The sequence below is a fragment of the Brevundimonas sp. genome (assembly GCF_030704825.1).
GTDB lineage: Bacteria > Pseudomonadota > Alphaproteobacteria > Caulobacterales > Caulobacteraceae > Brevundimonas.
The window spans coordinates 105,410-125,536 of record NZ_JAUYNX010000016.1 but is presented as its reverse complement, the minus strand read 5'-3'; the positions used below and the strand labels follow the sequence as shown (position 1 = coordinate 125,536).

Genomic DNA, 20,127 nt, shown 5'->3' with positions numbered 1-20,127 from the left:
GCGTTGCAGCGTCCACATCCTGCGCGCCGGCGAATGCTCACATCCGGCCGTCATGACCCGTCGTGACGCCGGTCTGGCGCCGACCGTCTTTCCGGCGCTGGCGGCCCTGATCGTCCATCCGGACGAGGGGCCGATGCTGTTCGACACCGGCTACGATCCCGCCTTCTTCGCCGCTACCGATCCGTTTCCCGAACGCCTCTACCGCTGGACCACTCCGGTGAGTCTGGAGCCGGGAGACGCCGTCGCCGACCAGTTGCCGCGCTTCGGCCTGGCGCCGGAGGACATTCGGGCGGTCGTGGTCTCCCATTTCCACGGCGACCATGTCGCCGGCCTGGCCCGCTTTCCCAATGCCCGCATCTACTGCGCCCGCGCCGCACTGGATCAGGTATGGCGCAGGGGCCGGTTCGCCCGCCTTCGACAGGGTATTCTGGCCGCCCTCGCGCCCGCCGACATCGACGCCCGCGCCATCTTCTTCGAGGACCGGCCGCGGGTCGCCCTCGGTCCCGACCTCGCCCCGTTCGACGTCGGCGCGGACCTGCTGGGGGACGGCTCCCTGCTGGCGGTGAACCTTCCCGGCCACTGTCCCGGCCATTGGGGCCTGCTGGTGCGACAGACCGACGACCGGACGCGGTTCCTGATCGCCGACGCGGCCTGGTCCAGCGGGGCGGTGCGCGACGACATGCCTCCGCCGTGTCTGACCACCGCCCTGCTGGGCGAGACGGCGACCTACCGCCGGACGTTGAACAGTCTGCACCGGCTGGGACAGCGCAATCCCGATGTCCTCATCACCCCGTCCCACTGTGGCGAGGTCGAGATCGAGAGGCCCCGTCGTGGGGATTGACCGGGCCCCCGTCGCGACGGCCTGGCTGGATGCCCGCTGGTCCGCCGCCCGGCTGCGCACGCCCGGCGATGTCGCGGCGCGTCAGGCCCGGATGTGGCGGCGGCTGGCGCCGGTCATCGCCCGGACGCCGGCCATCGCCGCGCTCGCCGGGCAGCCGCTGGACCAGTTCCCGGTCGTGACGCCGCAAATCCTGCGCGAAGCCTTCGCCGACTGGAACACCCTGGGCCTCGGTCGCGAGGAAACCGAGGCGGCGGCGCGGGCCAGCGAAAGCGGCGGCCCGGGCGAGGTCCGCGCCGGGGTTTCCGCAGGCTTCTCCTCCGGCTCCTCAGGTCGCCCCGGCCTGTTCGTGACCAGCGCCGCCGAACGGGCCGGTTATCTTGGGCATATCCTCGCGCGTCTGCTGCCTTTCGGCCTCCTGTTGAGGCCCGCCCGCATCGCCCTGTGTCTGCGGGCCGACAACCGGCTGTACGGCGATGTCGCGTCGGTCGGCCGCATTCGTCTTCTGTTCGTCGGCCTGGACGCGGATGGCGCCGACCGCTGCGCCCGTCTGCGTGACTTCAGACCAGACGTCCTGATCGCGCCCGGCCACGTGCTGGCCGACCTCGCCCGCCGGACGGAAGGCCCATGGCCGCTGCGCCGCCTGTTCTACGGCGCCGAGCCGATGGGCGACGCCGAGCGCGGCTGGATCGGCGCAGCGCTCGGCCTCCGGCCCGATCCCGTCTACCAGGCCACCGAGGGCTTCCTCGGCGCCGCCTGCCGCTTCGGAACCCTGCACCTGAACGAGGACGTGCTGATCGTCGAGCGCGAGGCCGTGCCGGGAACCAGCCGCTTCCTGCCGATCGTGACCGACCTTCGCCGGAACTCCCAGCCCATGATCCGGGTCCGCCTGCCCGATCTGCTGGAGCCCCTGGCCGAACCCTGCCCCTGCGGCTCGCCGCTGACCGCGATCCATCCGGTCGAGGGCCGGCTGGAGGATCTGTGGCGCTGGCCCGAAGCAACAATCTGCCCGCGCGAGGTCGAGGCGACCGTCAGCGCGGCGATCGGCCCGGAGCACGACTGGCGGGCGACGGCCGCGCCGCAAGGCGTTGTCCTTGAGACCGACCCGGACCGCGCGACCGAGGCGATGACCGCGGTCGAGGGTCTGCTGGCGAGGCACGGCGTGGGCGTTCCCGTGATCCCCGGCGGACCGCCCGCACGGGAGGACGTCAAGCGGCGGCGGGTGCGCTGGTCCGATGGCTGAGCGCGTCCTGATCACCGGAGCCCGGGCGGCGGCGGCGCTGGACATGGCCCGCAGTCTGCGCGCCGCCGGTTTCGAGCCGCACCTGGCCGATTGCAGCCCGGCCCTGACCGCGCGCGCCTCGGGCACCGCCGGCCCGGTGCATCGCTACGCTTCGCCGGTGCATCGACCGGCTGCCTTCGCCCGCGACATTCGCGACCTGACCGCCCGGCTCGATCCGGCCCTGATTATTCCCGCCTGCGAGGAAATTTTTCACCTCGCAGCCTTGGCCGAGGCCGACGGCTTCGCCAGCCGGGTGTTGGCGCCGGCGCCGGATCGGCTGGCGACCCTTCACGCCAAGGACCGGTTCATCGATCTGTGTCGGCGCCTGTCGCTGCCCGCGCCCGACGGCGTCACGGTGACGGACCGGGCGACGCTTACGGCCTTGGCCGACGCCGCGCAGGATGTGGTGGTCAAGGCGGTCTGGTCGCGCTTCGGCGCCCGGACCCTGATCGCTCCGGATCCCGCCGGCGTCGCCGCCGTCGCGCCATCTCCCGAGGCGCCATGGCTCGTCCAGCGCCGTATCCTCGGCGAGGAGGTCAGCTTCTACGCAGTATGCCATGCGGGTCGGGTCCTCGCCTTCAGCGCCTATGGGTCCGGCTGGCGGCTGGGCGGCGGCGCCGCCTACGCCTTCCATTCGGCATCGAACGAGGTGGCGGCCAGGCTGCGGCCGATGGCTGACGCCCTCGCCGCCTTCGCGGGGACGGGCCAGATCGCCTGCGACGCCATCGTCGACGCCGCGGGCCAGCCGTGGCTGATCGAATGCAATCCGCGGGCGACCAGCGGCGTCCACTTGTTCGGCCGCAGCGCCGCCTTCGGTCAGGCCCTGATGGGGCGGGGCGTCGCCGAACCCGTCGCCGGCCTGCGCCACGTTGCTCCAGCCCTCTGGCTCGACGGCCTGCCCGCGGCCCTCAACCAACGGCGGATGGCCGCCTGGCGCGACCAGCGGCGGCAGGGCTTGGACGTCGTGGCCGCGCCGGGCGACGGCCTGCCCGCGCTGGCGGCCATGGCGGACGCTGCGTTCTTCGGGTTGCGCGCCTTGCGCAGCGGCCGTCCCCTGACCGAAGCCATGACCGCCGACATCGAATGGAACGGCCGGCCGTTCGACATCAACGCCTGGAGCCGCACTTGACGCCCCTTCCCGCCAGCCTCGGCAGCAGTTGGCAGATGGCGGCCCTGTCCCGGGACCTGGGCAAAAAGCCGCTTGCCCGGACCGTGGCCGATACGCCGCTGGTCCTGTTCCGGACCGCGCGGGGCGTAGGCGCCCTGATCGACCGCTGTCCGCACCGCAACTATCCGCTCTCGGACGGCCGGATCGACGACGGCGGCCTGCGCTGCCCCTACCATGGCTGGCGGTTTGGACCGGACGGCGCCTGCCGCGAGGTTCCTGGCTGCGCCCTGGCGTCCGGGGACGAACGCCGGCTCGCCGCCACGCCGGTCGAGGTGATGGAGCGGAACGGGGCGGTGCTGGTCCGGCTGGCTGGCGCCGGCGCGGACCTGCCCGATCTGGGCCCGTGGGGTGCGCCGGATCACGACCATTTCTGGTGGTCGCAGGGCGTGTGGCGGGGCCGGACCCTGGACGCCCTCGAGAATGTGCTCGATCCCTTCCATACCAACTTCATCCACGACGGCATCATCCGCCGCAGCACCCGTCGCCTGCCGGTGCGGCTGTCGGTTCGCGTTGGGACAGACTGGATCGAGTCGATCATCGAACAGCCCCGGCCGGACCTCGGCTGGATGTCGCGCCTGCTGGAGCCGCCCCGCGACCGCAGCGTCACCCGCCTGTATGCGCCAACCCTGGTCCAGGCGCGCTGGGAGGGGCCCAGGGGACTGACCCTGTGCGTCACCGTCTTCTTCACCCCGGTGACGGCGACCACCCTCATGCCCTTCGCCTGTTTCACCACGCCGAAAGGCCGCGGTCCGGGCTGGCTCAAGGAGGCGGCGATCCGCCTGTTCCTCGAACCGGTCGTGCTTCAGGATCGCCACGCCCTGTCGCGCCAACTGGACAATCTGGAGCGGTTCGGCGCGCCGCGCTTCCTCCAGGGGCCGGGCGACCTGCTCGGCGCACGGGTGGTGCGCCTGTATCACGGCGAACGGCTGGAGCCCGCGGTGGAGGGCCCGTTCGACCACAGGCTTTAGCCTCCTCCGCGCGCCCGAACCATCGGTTGCGCGCATTCTGACCACACCGGTATCGACTTCCCGGCCTCCAGTCGGCATCGTGGCGGCGTATGGGGCGTACCGAGGCGAACATTCCGACCGCCGGAGCGGACCAGACCGCCGCGTCCAGCGCCGGTTTCGACGCCGCGCATCGGGCGCTGGCGGCCGACAAGGCGCTGCAGTTCGAGATGAAGGGGATCGAGCCGCCGCCGCCGCCGCCAGGCTGGCTGCAGCCCCTGATCGAATTCCTGTCCGCCATGGGACCGGTGTTCAAACTCGTCTTCTGGCTGGGCCTGGCCGCCATCGTCGTGGCCATACTGTGGTTCATCGCCCGCGAGGTCATCCGCATCCGCCTGCCCGGGAAGACGGACAAGCTGAACATTCACGACGACGCCTGGCGTCCCGCGCCCGCCGCCGCCCTCGCCCTGCTGTCCGACGCCGACGCCCTGGCCGCCGAAGGGCGGTTCGCCGAGGCCGTGCACCTGCTGCTGCTGCGCAGCATCAACGACATCGACGGCCGCCTGCCGAATACGGTGCGCCCCGCCCTGACCGCGCGCGACATCGCCGGCCTCAGCCGCCTGCCGGCGGCGGCCCGCCCGGCCTTCGACAAGATCGCCCGCGTGGTGGAAAGCAGCCTGTTCGGCGGCCGTCCTGTCGATCGCGCCGCCTTCACCGCCTGCCGCGCCGCCTATGAGGCGTTCGCCTTTCCGCAGGCCTGGGCTGCATGACCGACGCGACGCTGTCCGATTCTCCCGACAAGATCCGGCATCCGTTCCGGCCCGGCATGGTGCTCGCGCTGGTGCTGGTCGCGGTCTTCTCCCTGTCGGCGCTCGGCGCGCTCAGCGCCTATGCGCCCGAGATCAGCAATGGCGACGACGGGCGCGGCCACGCCCTGTCCCGCTCGGCCATCGGCTATGGCGGGCTGGTCAAGCTGCTCAAGGGGATGGGCCGGCCGGTCCTGCTCAGCCGGGGGCCGCTGCGCGGCGGCGTCCGCGATGGTCTGCTCATCCTGACCCCGCCGCTGGGGCGTGAGGAGGAGGCCTTCGAGACGCTCCGCTGGGAAGCCGGATCCGTGCTGGTCGTCCTGCCCAAATGGCAGGTCACGCAGGAGATCGCGCGCAAGGGCTGGGTGCGGGAGGCGGGCACCCTGTCCGCCGCCAACGCCCTGTCCGTCCTGCCCGAGGACGTGCGACAGGGCCTGGTCCTGTCCGAAGATACGGCCGTGACCGCGCCGCGCCTGGTCGGCGGCGGCGATCGACTGATCGCGACGGGCGCGCCGGTGCGGGCCCTGCGCACCCTCTCCGGCCCGGGCTGGACCCCCGTGATTCTCGACGGCGCCGGACGGGCTCTTGTGCTGACCCACGACGACACCGGGCTCTATGTCCTCTCCGATCCCGATCTGCTCAACACCCAGGGCATGGACGAGCCGGCCAAGGCCCGCGCCGCCCTGGCCCTGCTCGACACCCTGGGGCCGTCGGGTCAGGCCGTCGCCTTCGACCTGTCGCTGCATGGCTTCACCCGGCCGCGCAGCGTGCTTCGCCTGCTGCTGGAACCGCCCCTGCTGGGCTTCACGCTCTGTTTGCTGTTCGCGGCCGCGCTGGTCGGCTGGCAGGCCATGATCCGGTTCCAGCCGCACCGCCACGGCCGCCGCGCGGTCGCCTTGGGCAAGAAGGCGCTGGCCGACAACACCGCCGCCCTGGTGCGGCTGGCCCGTCGCGAGCACCGCATGGCCGCGCCCTATGCCGAACTGATCCGGGCCCAGGCCGCCCGGGCGGTCGCCGCGCCGCCCTCGCTGTCGCGCGACGCGACCACCGCCCTGCTGGACCGGCTGGCGAAAAGGCAGGGCGCCGAAACCACCTTCGCAGACCTGTCCGCCCAGGCGGACCGCGCCCGCAACGCCGGCGACCTGATGAACGTCGCCCGATCCCTGATACGCTGGAAGCTGGAGATGACCCGTGGACGTGACTGAAGTCGGGGCCATCGCAGCCCGCATACGTGGCGAGGTCGGCAAGGCCGTCATCGGCCAGACGGAGACCGTCGACCTGATGCTGACCGCCCTGTTCTGCGGCGGCCACATCCTGCTGGAAGGCCCGCCCGGAACGGCCAAGACCCTGCTGGCCCAGACCTTCGCTCGCACCCTCAGCCTCCAGTTCGGCCGCATCCAGTTCACGCCGGACCTGATGCCCGGCGACATCCTGGGGTCCAACATCTTCAACTTCCAGACCTCTACCTTCACCCTGACGCGGGGGCCGGTGTTCTGCGACCTCTTGCTGGCGGACGAGATCAACCGCACCCCGCCCAAGACCCAGGCGGCCCTGCTTGAAGCCATGCAGGAGCGGTCGGTCACCGTCGACGGCGACACCCATGTGCTGAGCGACCGCTTCACCGTCATCGCCACCCAGAACCCGATCGAACAACAGGGCGTCTATCCCCTGCCCGAGGCCCAGCTGGACCGGTTCCTGTTCAAACAGACGCTCGACTATCTCTCGCGCGACGACGAGCTGAAGGTGGTCCACGCCCACGGAAGCCACGCCGGCATGCCCGATCCCGTCACCCTCGGCGTCCAGCCGGTGGCCGACGCCGCGACGGTCGCCGCCGCCATCGAGATGGTGGCGCGCGTGCGCCTGTCGCCCGAGATCACCGCCTATGTCGTCGACCTGATCCGGGCCACCCGCGAGAGCGCCGATCTGCAGACGGGGGCGTCGCCGCGCGCCGGGGCCATGCTGGCGGTGGCCGCCCGCGCCCGCGCCGTGCTGGACGGCCGCGACTATGTCATCCCCGACGACGTCAAGGGCCTGGCCCTGCCGGCCCTGCGCCACAAGGTGGTGCTGTCGCCCGCCGCCGAGATCGAGGGCCGCCGGGTCGAACAGGTGATCCGCTCCCTGATCGACCAGGTTCCCGCCCCGCGATGATCTATCCCACGCGCCGGTGTGTGGTGGCGGCGCTGGCCGGGGCGCCGATCGCCCTCGTGGCCGGGCTGATTCAGCCCGGCCTGTGGCTGGCCGCGCCGGCCTGGCTGCTGACGATCGCGACCCTGATGCTGCTCGACGCCCTGATGGCGCCCTGGCCCCGGTCGGCCCGGATCACATTCGAGGCGCCCGGTTATCTGGCCGTCGCCGCGCCGGCGACGGCGCGGCTGGAGGTGACCCTGGGCAAGCAAGGCCGGACGCCGCGCGCGCTTGAGGCGGCGCTGGACGCCGAACCCCGCGTCGGCCTGCTGAACCTGCGGGGCCGCCCCGGGGAGCCCGGCGTCTTCATCTTCGACCTGCAGCCCGAACGCCGCGGCCAGGCGGTCTTCACCGAGGCCGTCGTTCGCTGGCGGGGGCCGCTCGGCCTGATCTGGCGCCAGGCGCGCCAGAAGCTGGCCGTCACGACCCCCATAGGCGCCGACATCCGTCGAATCGAGGACGAGGCGGTGCGGATGTTCAGCCGCGACGCCATGCACGGGGCCAAGGTGCAGCTGGATCTCGGCGAAGGCGCGGAGTTCCACGCCCTCAGCGAATTCCACTCGGGCATGGACCGCCGCACGGTCGACTGGAAGCAGTCGGCCCGGCACCAGACCCTGCTGGCCAAGGAATTCCGCACCGAGCGCAACCACCAGATCGTCATGGCGCTCGACTGCGGCCGGGTGATGAGCGAGCCGATCGGCGGCGCGCCGCGCATCGATCGCGCCATCCACGGCGCCCTGATCCTGGCCTATGCCGCCCTGCGCAGCGGCGACCGCGCCGGCCTCTTCGCCTTCGACGACCGGCCGCGCCTGTCGACCGGAGCCCTGTCCAGCGTCGCCGGCTTCCCCCTGCTGGTCCATCAGGCCGCGGCCATCGACTATGGCGCCGAGGAGACCAACTACGCCCTCGGCCTGACCACGCTCTCGGCCGGGCTCAAGCGCCGTTCGCTGGTAGTGATCTTCACGGAGTTCGCGGACTCGACCTCGGCCGAGCTGATGATCGAGACCACCGGCCGGCTGATCAAGCGCCACCTGGTCCTGTTCGTGGTCATGCACGACGAGGAGCTGGAAGCCCTGGTCACCGCGCAGCCCGACAGTCCCGAGGCCGTAGCTCGCGCCGTGGTCGCCGCCACCCTGCTGCGCGAGCGCGATCTGGTTCTCGCCCGCCTGCGCCGTCTCGGAGCCCATATCGTCGAGACGCGGGCCGACCGCATCGGGCCGGACGTGTTGAACGTCTATCTGGATCTCAAACGCCGGGACCTGCTGTGAGCGAGCTGCAACTCAAGAGCCAGCGTTTCCGCCGCGAGCGCGAGGCCGACTGGAAGCGCCTCGAGACCTTGGTCACCAAGGCCGAGAAGCGTTCAGCCGGGGCCCTGTCGGATACCGAAATCCTGGCCATGCCCGTGCTGTATCGCTCGACCCTGTCCGCCCTGTCGGTCGCACGCGCCACCTCGCTGGACCAGGCGCTGATCGGCTATCTGGAGAGCCTGGCCGCCCGGGCCTATTTCTTCGTCTATGGCGCGCGGTCGACGCCGCAGGAGCAACTGACCGCCTTCTTCGCCCGTGACTGGCCGGCGGGCGTGCGGTCGATGTGGCGCGAAACCCTGATCGCCCTGGCCATCACCCTGCTGGGCGCCAGCGTCGCCTGGGGGCTGATCGCCTCGGACGCCGACTGGTTCTACGCCTTCGTCAATCCGGCCCTGGCGGGCGAACGCGATCCGACCGCCTCGGCGGCGGCGTTGAGAGCGACCCTCTACGGGTCGGACGAAAGCAGTGGATCGGAGGGCCTCTCCTTCTTCTCCACCTATCTGTTCGTCAACAACGCCAGCGTCGCCCTGACCGCCTTCGCGCTCGGCTTCGCCCTCGGCGTGCCGACCATCGTCATCCTGCTGATGAACGGCGCCATGCTGGGGGCCATGCTGCACGTCTTCATTTCCAAGGGCGTGGGCTTCGAATTCGGCGGCTGGCTGCTGATCCACGGGGTCACCGAACTGCTCGCCATCGTCCTGGCCGGCGCGGCGGGCCTGCGCATCGGCTGGGCCGTCGCCTTCCCGGGCGACCAGAGCCGGCTGGCGGCGATGTCGGGCGCGGGCCGCGGCGCCGGGGCCGCGATGATGGGCGTGGTCGTCATGCTCATGCTGGCCGGCCTGCTTGAGGGCTTCGGCCGGCAGCTGATCACCAGCGACCTCCTCCGCTACGCCATAGCCGGCGGCACGGCCCTGGTCTGGGGCCTGTATTTCTACGCGCCCCGGCCGGCGAGGGCGATCCGGTGACCGCCGTGGACCTGACCAGGGAAGCCCGCAAGCGGCAGCGCACCCTCGTCACGCCCGAGGGCATCGACCTGCGTCTTGAGATCGCCAGCGTGGGCCAACGGCTCGGCGCCCTGATCATCGACCTGATGATCATCTTCGCCGTCATTATCGCCTTCACCATAGCGGCGGCGGTCGTGATGGGCTCCATGGGGCGCGGCTCGGGCGAGATGGTCGCCGTGATCTGGCTGCTGGGCCTGTTCCTGCTCCGCAACGGCTATTTCCTCGCCTTCGAAATGTCGGCCCGGGCCGCGACGCCGGGCAAGCGCGCCATGGGCCTGCGGGTCGCCTCCCGCGACGGGGGCCGCCTCCGCTTCGAGGCCATCTTCACCCGAAACGTGCTGCGCGAGCTGGAGCTGTTCCTGCCCCTGTCGGCCATGCTGGCCGCGCCGCTCGCGGGCGGCGGTGGCAATGTGGATGGCTGGATCTACGTGCTCGGCCTGATCTGGTGCGCTGTCTTCGTGCTCCTGCCGCTGTTCAACGCCGACAAGCTGAGGGCCGGCGACCTGGTCGCGGGCACCTGGGTGTTGCGCGCGCCGAAACAGAAGCTGCTGCGCGACATGGCCGACGACGGCGCGGCGCATCAGCCGCATTTCGCCTTCACCCCGGTCCAGCTCGACGCCTACGGGGTCAAGGAACTGCAGGTGCTGGAACAGGTGCTGCGCAACGGCGACCGCCCCACGGTGCGCGCCGTGGCCGACCGCATCGCCGCCAAGATCGGCTATGACCGCGGAGCCGCGACCGATCTGGAGTTCCTGCGGGCCTACTATCACGCCATCCGCGGGCGGCTGGAATCCCGACTGCTGATGGGCCGGCGCCGCAAGGACAAATTCGACGTCGCCTAGGCCCCGGCCCTGGCCGCCGGCCGCGCCCGCCCCGCCTCCAGCCAGCGGGTCAGATGGGTCAATTCCTCGGGCGGGCGGTATTTGATCAGCCGGGCGAAATCCAGCCCGACCACGGCGACGATGTCGGCGATGGTGAAGCGGTCGGCGGCGATGAACTCGTGCTCGGCCAGCCGGCGGTCCAGCGTCTTCATGAATTTCTCGGCCGCCAGCCGGTTGTAGTCGGCCAACTGGGGCATCTGGACCGCCTCCAGCGCGGCCAGCGCCGGATGCGAATGGCGCACGCTGAGCATGATCGGATTGGCCAGGTAGAATTCGCACCGGCGGGTCCACATCTCGATCACCGCCTGTTCGCGCGCGTCGCGGCCGAACAGGTTGGGTTCGGGATGCAGGGCTTCCAGATAACGCCCGATGGCCACCGACTCCGAGATCGTCGTGCCGTCGTCCAGCTCCAGGGCGGGGACATGAGGCACGCCGACGCGCGCCCGGTATTCCGCCGTCTTGTGCTCGCCGGTCAGGATGTCGATCTCGATCAGTTCGACGTCCTCGATGCCCTTCTCGGCCATGACCCAGCGAACCCGGCGCGGATTGGGCGCGCGGTGGGAAGTGTAGAGTTTCATCGATCAGGTCTCCGGCGTCAGCGGAATATGGCGGCCGGCATCGCGCCCACAACCGCCGCCGTCATCAGCGTGGCCAGAAAGCCGGCGAACAGCCCCTTCCACACCAGACCGAGCACCTCCTCGCGGCGCTCGGGCATCAGCACGCTGAGCCCCGTCACCGTGATGCCGACCGAGCCGATGTTGGCGAAGCCGCACAGGGCGTAGGTCATCAGCATCCGCGTCCGCTCGCTCATCTCTCCCGCCGGAACCTTGCCCAGTTCGATGAAGGCGACGAACTCGGTCAGGGTCAGCTTGACCCCCAGCAGCCAGCCGGCCTTGCCCGCCTCGGACCACTCCACCCCGGTCAGCCAGGCCACGGGCATGAACAGCCAGCCCAGCAGCCGCTCGACGGTGACGTGATCGCCGAACAGCCAGAATCCGCCCAGCATGACGTTGACCAGGGCGACCAGGGCCACGAACACGATCAGCACCGCCGAGATGTTCAGCACCACCATCAGCCCGTCGGCCGTCCCCTTGACGATGGCGTCGATGGCGCTGTCGTACTTCAGGGCCGACTCATAGTCGGCGGCGACGCCGCCTTCGCCCGCGGTTTCGGGGATGATGATCCGGGCCAGCAGCACGCCCGCCGGGGCCGAGACGATCGAGGCGACCAGCACATGGCCGGCCGCATTGGACATCACCGGCCCGAGGATCGCCGCATAGGCCACCATGGTCGAGCCGGCGACCGTGGCCAGGCCGACCACCATCATCAGGAACAGCTCCGAACGGGTCAGCTTGTCCAGATAGGCGCGGATCACGATCGGGCTTTCGATCATGCCGAGGAAGATGTTGGCCGCCACCGCCAGGGCCGAGGCCCCGCCCAGCCCCATGGTGCGCTGGAACACGATGCCGAAGCCGTGGGTGATCCACTTCAGGATCTTCCAGTGCCACAGCAGGGCCGACAGGGCCGAGATCACCAGAATCAGCGGCAGGACCTGGAAGGCGAAGGTGAACAGCGCGGGCTGGTTGGACACGGGATAGGGCTGGTCGCCGCCGGCGAGGTAGCCGAACACGAATTGCGTCCCCCGGTTGGTGGCCACGGCCAGACCGTCCACCGCCCCGGTGACCGCCGCCAGCACGTTCTGCGAGCCTGGAATGGCGAACAGCGCCAGCACAAGCGCTGCCTGAACCGCGATCGCCCCCAACGTCAGCCGCCACGGGAAGGCCCGCCGGTTTTCTGACAGGCCCCAGCAGGCGGCGACGATGACGACCAGACCCAGCAGGCTCTGAAGGTTCAGGACGCTGAACATGGACGCTTTCCCCGCCGACTCCCCGCCGGTCATGGCCGGTTGAACGCCACGGCGGGCGTTCTGGCAAGCGGGTCCGCGCGGAGCCGCATCCGCCCCCCCGGGGAGGGCCGGGGTTCAATCCAGCCGGAAAAGGCGATCCAGACTGAACCGGCCGGGGCCGTTCGCCAGCAGATACAGCAACGGTCCCAGCCACAGCAGATGGGTGGGCCAGCCGGTGGGCACGACGAATATCTGGATAACCAGCGTCATGGTCAGCAGCGCCAGGGCCGAGACGCGGGTGCCGAGCCCCAGCACGATCAGCAGGGGAAACAGATGTTCCGCATAGGTGGCCATATAGGCGACCAGGTCGGGCGGCAGCAGCGGCAGGCGAAAGTCCTCCCGGAACAGGAAGAAGGTCGTCTCGTTCAGGGTCAGCAGCCCGTCCACCTTGGCGCGACCGGACATGAAGAACGGCGCGGCGATGCCGAGCCGCAGCGCCAGGGCCACCAACGGTGGCGGCAGGGCGGCGTCCAGAACGGCGCGGATCGGTTCCGGAAGGCCGCGGGGGCGAGCCGGGTGTTCGGTCGCAATGGGTCTCAAGGGGCGATCTCCGGCTGGCTGTGGGTAAGGACGCCCAGTCCGAGCAGGCGGCCGAACAGGGCCGAGGCCTCGCAGGGCGCTCCGCCGGCGGCCATCGCGGCGGCGCCCAGCGGACGGCCGTTGCGGCAGGCGTCCAGGAAGGTCCATTCGGCTCGGCTCAGGCGGCGCGCGAGAACCTCGTCGCCCGGACGATGAATCAGGAGGCCCTCCGGCTCCGGTCGCCAGCTCATGTCGGCGGGCTCCGTCTCCGGGTAGCGATGCGCCAACCACAGGGACGGCGCGGTCCAGTCGAACCAGAACAGCCGCGCCGCGGGATGCAGCGACGCCGTCAGGCCGGCGAGACCGGGACCAAGCGCCGCCGCGCGCTCCGGATCGAGGCGTCGGGCCGCGCCGGCGACATGCGCCTCGGTCCAGGCCCTGTCCAGCCGGGCGCATGGCGCGAGGTAGGGCATCGTCCCGGCCGGTTCGAAGCGTGCCAGCCATCGCGGAAAGGCGGCGCCGAAGGCGACCAGAACCGGATCGTCGCCCGGGTGATCGGCCACGAAGGCGCGGGCGCAGCCCTGAAACCAGTCCAGCCCGACCATCTTCAGGATGGTGGGATAGTTGGCCGCCAGGGCGTCGATCCGCGCCTTCATCGAGGTGTTCCGATAGACCGCCAGGGCTCCGGCCGTGCGGTCGCCCGGCTTCAGGTGCGGCCACAGGAGCGAGAAATCGCCGCCCGACAGCGCGGCCTCGAAGGCCTCGTGAAACGCGGTCATGCCGCGCGCTCCGCTCGTATGCACGCAAGCAGCCCGGCGGCCCGGCCCTGCTCGCCCAACAGAAATTCGAACGCCGGAATCTCGCCGTCCCGCTCGATCAGGGTCGGCCGCGGACCGATCCGGTCGATCAGACGCCGGTACAGCGTCCACACCGGCTCGGCGACCGGAGCGTCGTGACTGTCGATCAGCAGCGTCTCGCCCAGGACGGGATCGGGCCGGTGGCCGGCCAGATGGACCTCGCCGACAAGCTCCGACGGGACCGCGTCCAGCCAGGCCTCGGCGTCAAAGCCCAGATTGGCCGAACCGACGAAGACATTGTTGACGTCGATCAGCAGGCGGCACCCGGTCCGTCGCGCGATCTCCACCAGGAATTCGACCTCGTCCCACGCGTGACCCGCGAGATCGAGGTAGGCCGTCGGGTTTTCGATCAGCATCGACCGCCCCAGCGCCGACTGCGCCTCATCGACGTGGGCGCAGACGAGGTTGAGCATCTCCCGACTGCGCGGCACGGGCAGCAGATCGGGATGGTAGACGCCGCCGCGTCGGGACCAGGCAAGGTGTTCCGACACCAGGAAGGGTTGATAGCGGTCAATGAGAGCGCGAAAGCGGGACAGATGCTCCCGGTCCGGCCGCTCGTCGCCCGCCAGCGAAAGCCCGACCCCGTGCAACGACAGGGGGCGCCCGGCGCGAACAGCCTCGAGCCACGCCAGCCGCGGCCCGCCTTCGACCATGTAGTTCTCGGGGTGAACCTCGAACCACAGGCCGGCCTGGGCCCCGACCGCCGGACAGGACAGCGCCTCGCTGTAGTGCTGGGGCTTCAGGCCCAGTCCGGCGGTCGGCTCGCTCATCGCGGGATCAGCGGTTGGCGATCGGCGTCAACGAGCCGGGGCCCGCCGGAGTCTGGATCGCGACACAGGTGCCCCTGGCGACGTATTTCCAGGCATTGCCCTGCCAGTCGCGGGTCGAGGTGCCCTGGCAAGAGGTGCCGGGACCGGCGGCGCAGTCGTTCTGACCGGCGCGCGACACGCCATAGCAGCGTTCCTTTTCGCCGCCGGCGGCCGGCGTCTGGTCGGGCTGCTGCGGCTGGGCCATGGCGGCGGTCGCGCCGAACGCCAGCACGGCGCCGGCGCTGATGAGAGCCTGTGTTTTCATGGGTTTCTGTCTCCTGAGGGGCGCCGTCCCGTTTGGGGGGCTGCCATCGGGAGTTCGCGCCGGCGGGCGAACCGGTTACGCTCGGACGCGGAATTTATGTTTCACCGGCCGGGTAACCTTCCGGGACGGTATGACGAATGAACCGGGGCGTGATCGACAGGGAAGCCCATCTGAAGGCCTTGATGCTGCGCGGCCTTGACGGCGACGCGGGCGCCTGGCGCGTGCTCCTTTCGGAAGTGCGCGGCTCGCTCTCGGCCTATTTCAGCCGTCGCCTGACCGAGCGGGCGGATGCGGAGGACCTTGTGCAGGAATGCATGATCGCCATTCACGCAAAGCGCGCGACATTCGACCGGGGGCTGACCTTTTCCGCATGGGCCTATGCGATCGCGCGCTACAAGCTGATCGACCATCTGCGCCGGCAGGGCCGCCGGGCGACCGTGCCGCTGGAGGACGCCTCCATCCTGCTGGCCGGACACACCGTCGAGGACGGCGTGGTGCGCCGCGACCTGTCGCGGGTCCTGGCGATTCTGCCCGCGCGCCAGCGCCGCCTGGTCGAGGACGTGCGGATCGGCGGCTTCAGCGTCGCCGAGGCCGCCGCACGCAACGGATTCACCGAGGGGGCCGCCAAGGTGAGCGTTCACCGCAGCATGAAGACGCTGACCGCCAGCGTGACCGGCCATGAAGACTGACGAGCTGATCGAAGTCCTGGCCGCCGGTCTCGAGCCGGTGGGACCCGCCCGCCTTTCGCCCCTGTTGATCGGCGGGGCGCTCGGGATCGCCATGATCACGGTGGTGGCGATGCTGGGCGTCCTGCCTGACCTCGCGGAGGTCGTGCGCGGCCCGGTCTTCTGGGCCAAGGCGGCCTATACCGGCTCGATCGCCCTCGCCTCGGTCTGGCTGGTCACCCGGCTGGGCCGGCCCGGCGCGTCGGTCGGCCTGGCGGGCTGGATGATTGTGGCCATCATCGGCCTCGCAGGCGTGGTCGCCGGGCTCGAATTGGTCCTGTTGCCTGCGGGGGCGCGGATGGACGACTGGCTGGGCTTCACCTGGAAGATATGCGCCCTCAACATCCTGAAGGTCTCGGCCTTCACCGCGCCGCTGGTCTTCCTCGCCGCCCGCCGGCTGGCCCCGACCCGGCCGATGCAGGCGGGCGCCGCCGCCGGCCTGCTGACCGGAGCGGTCGCCGCCACCGCCTACGGCCTGCACTGCCCCGAGGCCACCGCCGCCTTCGTGGCCACCTGGTACACCCTGGGCATGGCCGCCGCCGCGGGTCTCGGCGCCGTCGTCGGCCGGTTCGTCCTGCGCTGGTGAATCCGTCCGCAAAAGCCGCGCTTCAGCCCTGAATCCGTCGCGATCCGCGCGCGTCATCACGAAACCGTGATCGGCACGGGACAGGGAGTAATGACGATGCGCAAGGCTCTGATGCTGGCCTCGGCCGGCCTGATCATATTGGCCGGCTGTTCGCGGACGGCTGAGGACGGCCAGGCATATTCGGAGGAAGCCGCCGCCGAGGCTTCGGCCGATGTCGGAACCACGACGGCCCAGGGCGCCCCGGCGCCGACCGAAGCGTTGGCGCCGCGCCCCGCTCCGCTCGCCCCCGTGGCGCGGATCGCCTACGCCTATCGTTACGCCCTGTCCCTGCCCCGCGACCGGGGCGCGGAGATGATGAGCCGGCACGAATTGGCCTGCGTCTCGGCCGGCCCTGGCTATTGCCAGGTGATCTCGGCCCAGGCCGACTGGACAGCGCGCGAGCCCGGCGGGCGGCTGGAGCTGCGCGGCCAGCCCGAATGGATCAACCGCTTCCGCAGCGGCCTGGCCCTTGATGCGCAGAACGCCGGCGGCCGCCTCGACGAAGCCGTCACCGAGGGCGAGGACGTCACGCGAGGCATCGACGAGGCCTCGACGGGGGCGAAGACCACCGCCTCCCTGGCCGATCGCATCCGCCAGCTCCAGGCGCGTTCCGGCGGAACCCTTGCCCAACGGCTGGAAATCGAACGCCAGCTGGCCGAGCTGCAACAGCTGTACGACGCGCAGCAGATCGAACTCCGGGCCCTCAACGACCGGGTCCAGTCGGCCCGGCTGACGCTCGACTACCGCCAGGGCGGAGTCATGGCCGCCGACAGCCCGACGCGGCCCGTGGCCCGGGCGCTCGGCGACGCCTTCGGCCTCTCCATGGGCATGCTGGCCGTACTGATCACCGCCGGTTCGGTGCTGTTGCCGGTCGTCGTCATCGGCGTGGCCGTCTGGTGGGCCCTGCGCCGGCGCAGACCCGCGCCGGCGGCCTAGAGCCGCCGCACCAGCCGGCCGTAGTCTTCCATCAGGCCGAGGCTGAGGGCGCCGGGGGTGAATCGGTATTCGCCGATCTCGCTCACCGGCGTCACCTCGGCCGCGGTGCCCGTGACGAAACACTCGCTGAACGTCGCCAACTCCTCGGGCCGGATATGCCGCACGACGACTTCGATGCCTCTGGCGGCCGCCATCTCGATGATGGTCTGGCGGGTGATGCCGTCCAGGATGGCGTCGATCGGGGGCGTGTGCAGAACCCCGTCCTGCACGAAGAAGACGTTGGCGCCGGTGGCCTCGGCGACATAACCACGCCAATCCAGCATCATGGCGTCGGCGTAGCCGCGCTTCTCGGCCGCGGTCTTGGACATGGTGCAGATCATGTACAGGCCCGCCGCCTTGGCCGCCGACGGAGCCGTGGCCGGATCGGGCCGGCGCCATCTGGCCCATTCCATCCGGATACCCTTCGCCTTCGTCGCGGCATCGAAATAGCTGGGCCACTCCCACACGGCGATGGCCACGTGGGTCTTGTTGTTGAGGGTCGAAACGCTGACCTGTTCCGGTCCGCGATAGGCGACCGGGCGAACGTAGCAGTCCTCCAGCCCCATCTTCTCGCAGGTCGCCTTGCAGGCGGCGTCGATCTCGGCCACGCTGTACGGAAGGTCGAAATCCAGCAGGTTTGCAGAACGCTTCAGGCGTTCGCTATGCGGGGTCAGCTTGAAGATTTCGCCGCCGTACATACGCTCACCCTCGAACACCGACGAGCCGTAGTGAAGGGCATGGGTCAAAACGTGCGTTTTCGCGTCCCTCCAGGGCACGAAATCGCCGTCCATCCAGATCCAGCCGTCACGATCGTCGAAAGGAACGAAGGCCATTGAATAACGTCTCCCGCGTCAGTCTCCGGGTTAGAGCCGCCGGAATCGCTCAGGTCAACGCCTGGAAACACCGTCCGGTCGCGTCGGCATGAGCGATGTGCGCTCCCATGGCCGTTCCGGCCCCATCGCCGGCGCGGGAGTCGGCCGGCATCTGCTGGTCGTCGACGACGACGACCGCATCCGCGAATTGCTGAAGGAATTCCTCGCCCGCGAGGGCTATCGCGTCACCGGCGCCGCCCACGCGGCGGCGGCCAGGCGGCTGATGGAGTTGATCGAATTCGACCTGATTGTGCTGGACGTGATGATGCCCGGCGAGAGCGGATTCGACCTGACCACCTGGGTCCGTTCCAAGGCCGAGACGTCCAGGACGCCCGTCCTGCTGCTGACCGCCCGCGGCGATCCCGACGACCGGATCGAGGGCCTGTCCCGGGGCGCGGACGACTATATGTCCAAGCCTTTCGACCCGCGCGAACTGGCCCTGCGCGTCGACGCCATCCTGCGCCGCACCGGCGGCAAGCCGCTGACGCCGCGCGAGATCAAGCTCGGACCGGCGGTGTTCGACATGGAGCGGCTGGAGCTGATGCGCGACGGCAAGCCCCAGCGCCTGACCGAGGCCGAGGCCCAGCTGCTCAAGACCCTGGCCATCCACGCCCATTCCGCGGTCGAGCGCATGAGCCTGTCGCCCGACACCGCCGACATCACCGGCCGCGCCGTCGATGTCCAGGTCACCCGCCTGCGCCGCAAGCTGGAGGCGGACCCCAAGAACCCGCGCTATCTCCAGACCGTGCGCGGCGTCGGCTATATGCTGGCCCCGGACTGACCGGGCCATGAGGCTGCTTCCCGCCAGCCTCTGGCCGCGGTTCCTGAAGCGGCGTCTGCCGACCTCCCTGTGGGGCCGGTCGCTGCTGATCATCGTCCTGCCGGTGCTGGTCATGCAGGTCGCCGTCACCTGGGCCTTCTTCGACATGCACTGGCAGACGGTGACCGCCCGCCTGTCCGACGGCCTGGCGGGCGACATCGCCTGGGCGGCCGAGAGCTGGCGGGACGATCCGACGCCGGAGAATCTGGCCATCATCTCGGAGCGGGCCCAGCGGTCGATGTCGCTGTCGGTCGCCCTGCAGGAGGACGCCGTCCTCCCCCGGGAGCAGGAACGCGGCCCTATCGGAGTCGTCGACCGGACCCTGGAGCGGGCCCTGGCCACCAGGCTGGACCAGCCGTTCTGGTTCTCGACGACCCAGTACCCGGCCTATGTCGACATCCGCGTGCAGCAGCCCGAGGGCGTGCTGCGCATCATCGCCCCGCGCGAGCGGGCGGTGGCGACCCAGGCCCACATCTTCGTCCTGTGGCTGACTATCGCCACGGTGCTGCTGATGAGCGTCGCGATCCTGTTCATCCGCAACCAGGTCCGCGCCATCGAACGTCTGGCCGAAGCCGCCGAAGCCTTCGGACGAGGCGAGACCCAGGAGCGGTTCAAGCCTCACGGCGCCCGCGAAGTTCGCGCCGCCGCCAACGCCTTCCTGGCCATGCGGGAGCGGATTCAGCGCCATATCGACCAGCGCACCGCCCTGCTGGCCTCGGTCAGCCACGACCTTCGCACCCCCCTGACCCGGTTGCGGCTCGAGCTGGCGCTGGCGCCGGCGTTCAAGCGCGCCGACGCCATGCGCGGCGACCTGGACGAGATGGAGCATATGATCGACGAATACCTGGCCTTCGCCCGCGGCGAGGCCGGCGAAGCGGCCCAGGCCGTGTCGATCGCGGATCTGCTGGCCGCCGCCGCCGCCGACGCCCGCCGTTCCGGCGCCGAGGTCGAGGTCAGCGCGCCCGCGGACCTGACCGCCTCCTTGCGCCCCCTGGCGTTCAAGCGGGCCCTCACCAATCTGGCCGGGAACGCCGCCGCCCATGGGGAGCACATCCGGCTGGGCGCCCGCCCCCTGCCCTCCGGCGGCCTGGAAGTGACGATTGAGGACGATGGGCCGGGCATCCCCGAAGAGATGCACGAGGAAGCGTTTCGGCCCTTCTCCCGCCTCGACGACTCGCGCAACCAGAACCGCAAGGGCGTCGGCCTTGGTCTGGCCATCGCCCGCGACGTGGCCCGGGGCCATGGCGGCGACATCACCCTGGAGCGCAGCGACATGGGCGGCCTCAAGGCGCTCATCCGCCTGCCGGGCTGATCACATTTGACGATGGCCACTGGCGAAG

At 70.5% G+C, this 20,127-nt stretch carries 22 protein-coding genes; 15 read left to right on the top strand and 7 right to left on the bottom strand.

The window, feature by feature from the left end; genetic code table 11:
• Positions 1-52: 52 nt before the first annotated feature.
• The 10 genes from Q8Q71_RS09450 to Q8Q71_RS09405 all read left to right on the top strand — a co-directional run bounded on the left by Q8Q71_RS09450 (position 53) and on the right by Q8Q71_RS09405 (position 10,375).
• Complete coding sequence (locus Q8Q71_RS09450) at positions 53-841, top strand: MBL fold metallo-hydrolase (protein ID WP_305759333.1); 789 nt, start codon at positions 53-55, stop codon at positions 839-841.
• The gene (locus tag Q8Q71_RS09445) at positions 831-2,081 is read left to right on the top strand and encodes a cell division protein FtsA (protein WP_305759332.1); all 1,251 of its coding nucleotides are present in this window, start codon (positions 831-833) and stop codon (positions 2,079-2,081) included. The genes Q8Q71_RS09450 and Q8Q71_RS09445 overlap by 11 nt, the downstream gene beginning before the upstream one ends.
• Positions 2,074-3,249 carry an ATP-dependent carboxylate-amine ligase gene (locus Q8Q71_RS09440; RefSeq protein ID WP_305759331.1) on the top strand — a complete coding sequence of 392 codons (1,176 nt, stop codon included), beginning with the start codon at positions 2,074-2,076 and terminating at the stop codon, positions 3,247-3,249. Before Q8Q71_RS09445 ends, Q8Q71_RS09440 begins: the two co-directional genes overlap by 8 nt.
• Entirely contained in the window at positions 3,246-4,256 is a 1,011-nt protein-coding gene (locus tag Q8Q71_RS09435; protein WP_305759330.1) for an aromatic ring-hydroxylating dioxygenase subunit alpha, read from the top strand. The genes Q8Q71_RS09440 and Q8Q71_RS09435 overlap by 4 nt, the downstream gene beginning before the upstream one ends.
• 89 nt (positions 4,257-4,345) lie before the next feature.
• The gene (locus Q8Q71_RS09430) at positions 4,346-5,002 is read left to right on the top strand and encodes a DUF4129 domain-containing protein (RefSeq protein ID WP_305759329.1); all 657 of its coding nucleotides are present in this window, start codon (positions 4,346-4,348) and stop codon (positions 5,000-5,002) included.
• A complete protein-coding gene (locus Q8Q71_RS09425; RefSeq protein WP_305759328.1) occupies positions 4,999-6,243 on the top strand; it encodes a hypothetical protein in 1,245 nt (414 codons plus the stop codon). The genes Q8Q71_RS09430 and Q8Q71_RS09425 overlap by 4 nt, the downstream gene beginning before the upstream one ends.
• Positions 6,230-7,186: a MoxR family ATPase gene (locus tag Q8Q71_RS09420; protein ID WP_305759327.1), complete on the top strand. Its 957-nt coding sequence runs from the start codon at positions 6,230-6,232 to the stop codon at positions 7,184-7,186. The genes Q8Q71_RS09425 and Q8Q71_RS09420 overlap by 14 nt, the downstream gene beginning before the upstream one ends.
• A complete protein-coding gene (locus Q8Q71_RS09415; RefSeq protein WP_305759326.1) occupies positions 7,183-8,490 on the top strand; it encodes a DUF58 domain-containing protein in 1,308 nt (435 codons plus the stop codon). The genes Q8Q71_RS09420 and Q8Q71_RS09415 overlap by 4 nt, the downstream gene beginning before the upstream one ends.
• Entirely contained in the window at positions 8,487-9,494 is a 1,008-nt protein-coding gene (locus tag Q8Q71_RS09410; protein WP_305759325.1) for a stage II sporulation protein M, read from the top strand. The genes Q8Q71_RS09415 and Q8Q71_RS09410 overlap by 4 nt, the downstream gene beginning before the upstream one ends.
• Positions 9,491-10,375 (top strand): RDD family protein, encoded by an 885-nt coding sequence (locus Q8Q71_RS09405; protein WP_305759324.1) that lies wholly within the window; start codon positions 9,491-9,493, stop codon positions 10,373-10,375. The genes Q8Q71_RS09410 and Q8Q71_RS09405 overlap by 4 nt, the downstream gene beginning before the upstream one ends.
• Here the strand turns inward: Q8Q71_RS09405 and Q8Q71_RS09400 are convergent.
• From Q8Q71_RS09400 to Q8Q71_RS09375, 6 genes are all read right to left on the bottom strand, one after another.
• Positions 10,372-10,992 carry a glutathione S-transferase family protein gene (locus tag Q8Q71_RS09400; protein ID WP_305759323.1) on the bottom strand — a complete coding sequence of 207 codons (621 nt, stop codon included), beginning with the start codon at positions 10,990-10,992 and terminating at the stop codon, positions 10,372-10,374. The genes Q8Q71_RS09405 and Q8Q71_RS09400 overlap by 4 nt on opposite strands.
• A gap of 17 nt (positions 10,993-11,009) precedes the next feature.
• Positions 11,010-12,281, bottom strand: a complete 1,272-nt coding sequence (locus tag Q8Q71_RS09395; protein ID WP_305759322.1) for a NupC/NupG family nucleoside CNT transporter — start codon at positions 12,279-12,281, stop codon at positions 11,010-11,012.
• Between the two features lie 114 nt (positions 12,282-12,395).
• A complete protein-coding gene (locus Q8Q71_RS09390) occupies positions 12,396-12,860 on the bottom strand; it encodes a DoxX family protein (protein ID WP_305759321.1) in 465 nt (154 codons plus the stop codon).
• Positions 12,857-13,618 carry a DNA-binding domain-containing protein gene (locus Q8Q71_RS09385; RefSeq protein ID WP_305759320.1) on the bottom strand — a complete coding sequence of 254 codons (762 nt, stop codon included), beginning with the start codon at positions 13,616-13,618 and terminating at the stop codon, positions 12,857-12,859. Before Q8Q71_RS09385 ends, Q8Q71_RS09390 begins: the two co-directional genes overlap by 4 nt.
• A complete protein-coding gene (locus tag Q8Q71_RS09380; RefSeq protein ID WP_305759319.1) occupies positions 13,615-14,466 on the bottom strand; it encodes a DUF692 domain-containing protein in 852 nt (283 codons plus the stop codon). The genes Q8Q71_RS09385 and Q8Q71_RS09380 overlap by 4 nt, the downstream gene beginning before the upstream one ends.
• 7 nt (positions 14,467-14,473) lie before the next feature.
• A complete protein-coding gene (locus Q8Q71_RS09375) occupies positions 14,474-14,770 on the bottom strand; it encodes a DUF2282 domain-containing protein (protein ID WP_371315947.1) in 297 nt (98 codons plus the stop codon).
• Positions 14,771-14,919: 149 nt separating this feature from the next.
• Here Q8Q71_RS09375 and Q8Q71_RS09370 point away from each other — a divergent pair, with 149 nt between their 5' ends.
• From Q8Q71_RS09370 to Q8Q71_RS09360, 3 genes are all read left to right on the top strand, one after another.
• Positions 14,920-15,459: a sigma-70 family RNA polymerase sigma factor gene (locus tag Q8Q71_RS09370; protein WP_305759318.1), complete on the top strand. Its 540-nt coding sequence runs from the start codon at positions 14,920-14,922 to the stop codon at positions 15,457-15,459.
• Positions 15,449-16,081 (top strand): DUF1109 domain-containing protein, encoded by a 633-nt coding sequence (locus tag Q8Q71_RS09365; protein WP_305759317.1) that lies wholly within the window; start codon positions 15,449-15,451, stop codon positions 16,079-16,081. The genes Q8Q71_RS09370 and Q8Q71_RS09365 overlap by 11 nt, the downstream gene beginning before the upstream one ends.
• 96 nt (positions 16,082-16,177) lie before the next feature.
• Positions 16,178-17,056 carry a DUF4349 domain-containing protein gene (locus Q8Q71_RS09360; protein ID WP_305759316.1) on the top strand — a complete coding sequence of 293 codons (879 nt, stop codon included), beginning with the start codon at positions 16,178-16,180 and terminating at the stop codon, positions 17,054-17,056.
• Here the strand turns inward: Q8Q71_RS09360 and Q8Q71_RS09355 are convergent.
• Complete coding sequence (locus Q8Q71_RS09355) at positions 17,053-17,928, bottom strand: branched-chain amino acid aminotransferase (protein WP_305759315.1); 876 nt, start codon at positions 17,926-17,928, stop codon at positions 17,053-17,055. The genes Q8Q71_RS09360 and Q8Q71_RS09355 overlap by 4 nt on opposite strands.
• Before the next feature lie 88 nt (positions 17,929-18,016).
• Between Q8Q71_RS09355 and Q8Q71_RS09350 the strand changes: the two genes are divergently transcribed.
• Positions 18,017-18,748 (top strand): response regulator, encoded by a 732-nt coding sequence (locus tag Q8Q71_RS09350; protein WP_305759314.1) that lies wholly within the window; start codon positions 18,017-18,019, stop codon positions 18,746-18,748.
• A 7-nt stretch (positions 18,749-18,755) separates the two neighbouring features.
• Positions 18,756-20,099, top strand: coding sequence for an ATP-binding protein (locus tag Q8Q71_RS09345; RefSeq protein WP_305759313.1), 1,344 nt, complete (start codon positions 18,756-18,758; stop codon positions 20,097-20,099).
• The last annotated feature ends 28 nt before the right edge of the window (positions 20,100-20,127 follow it).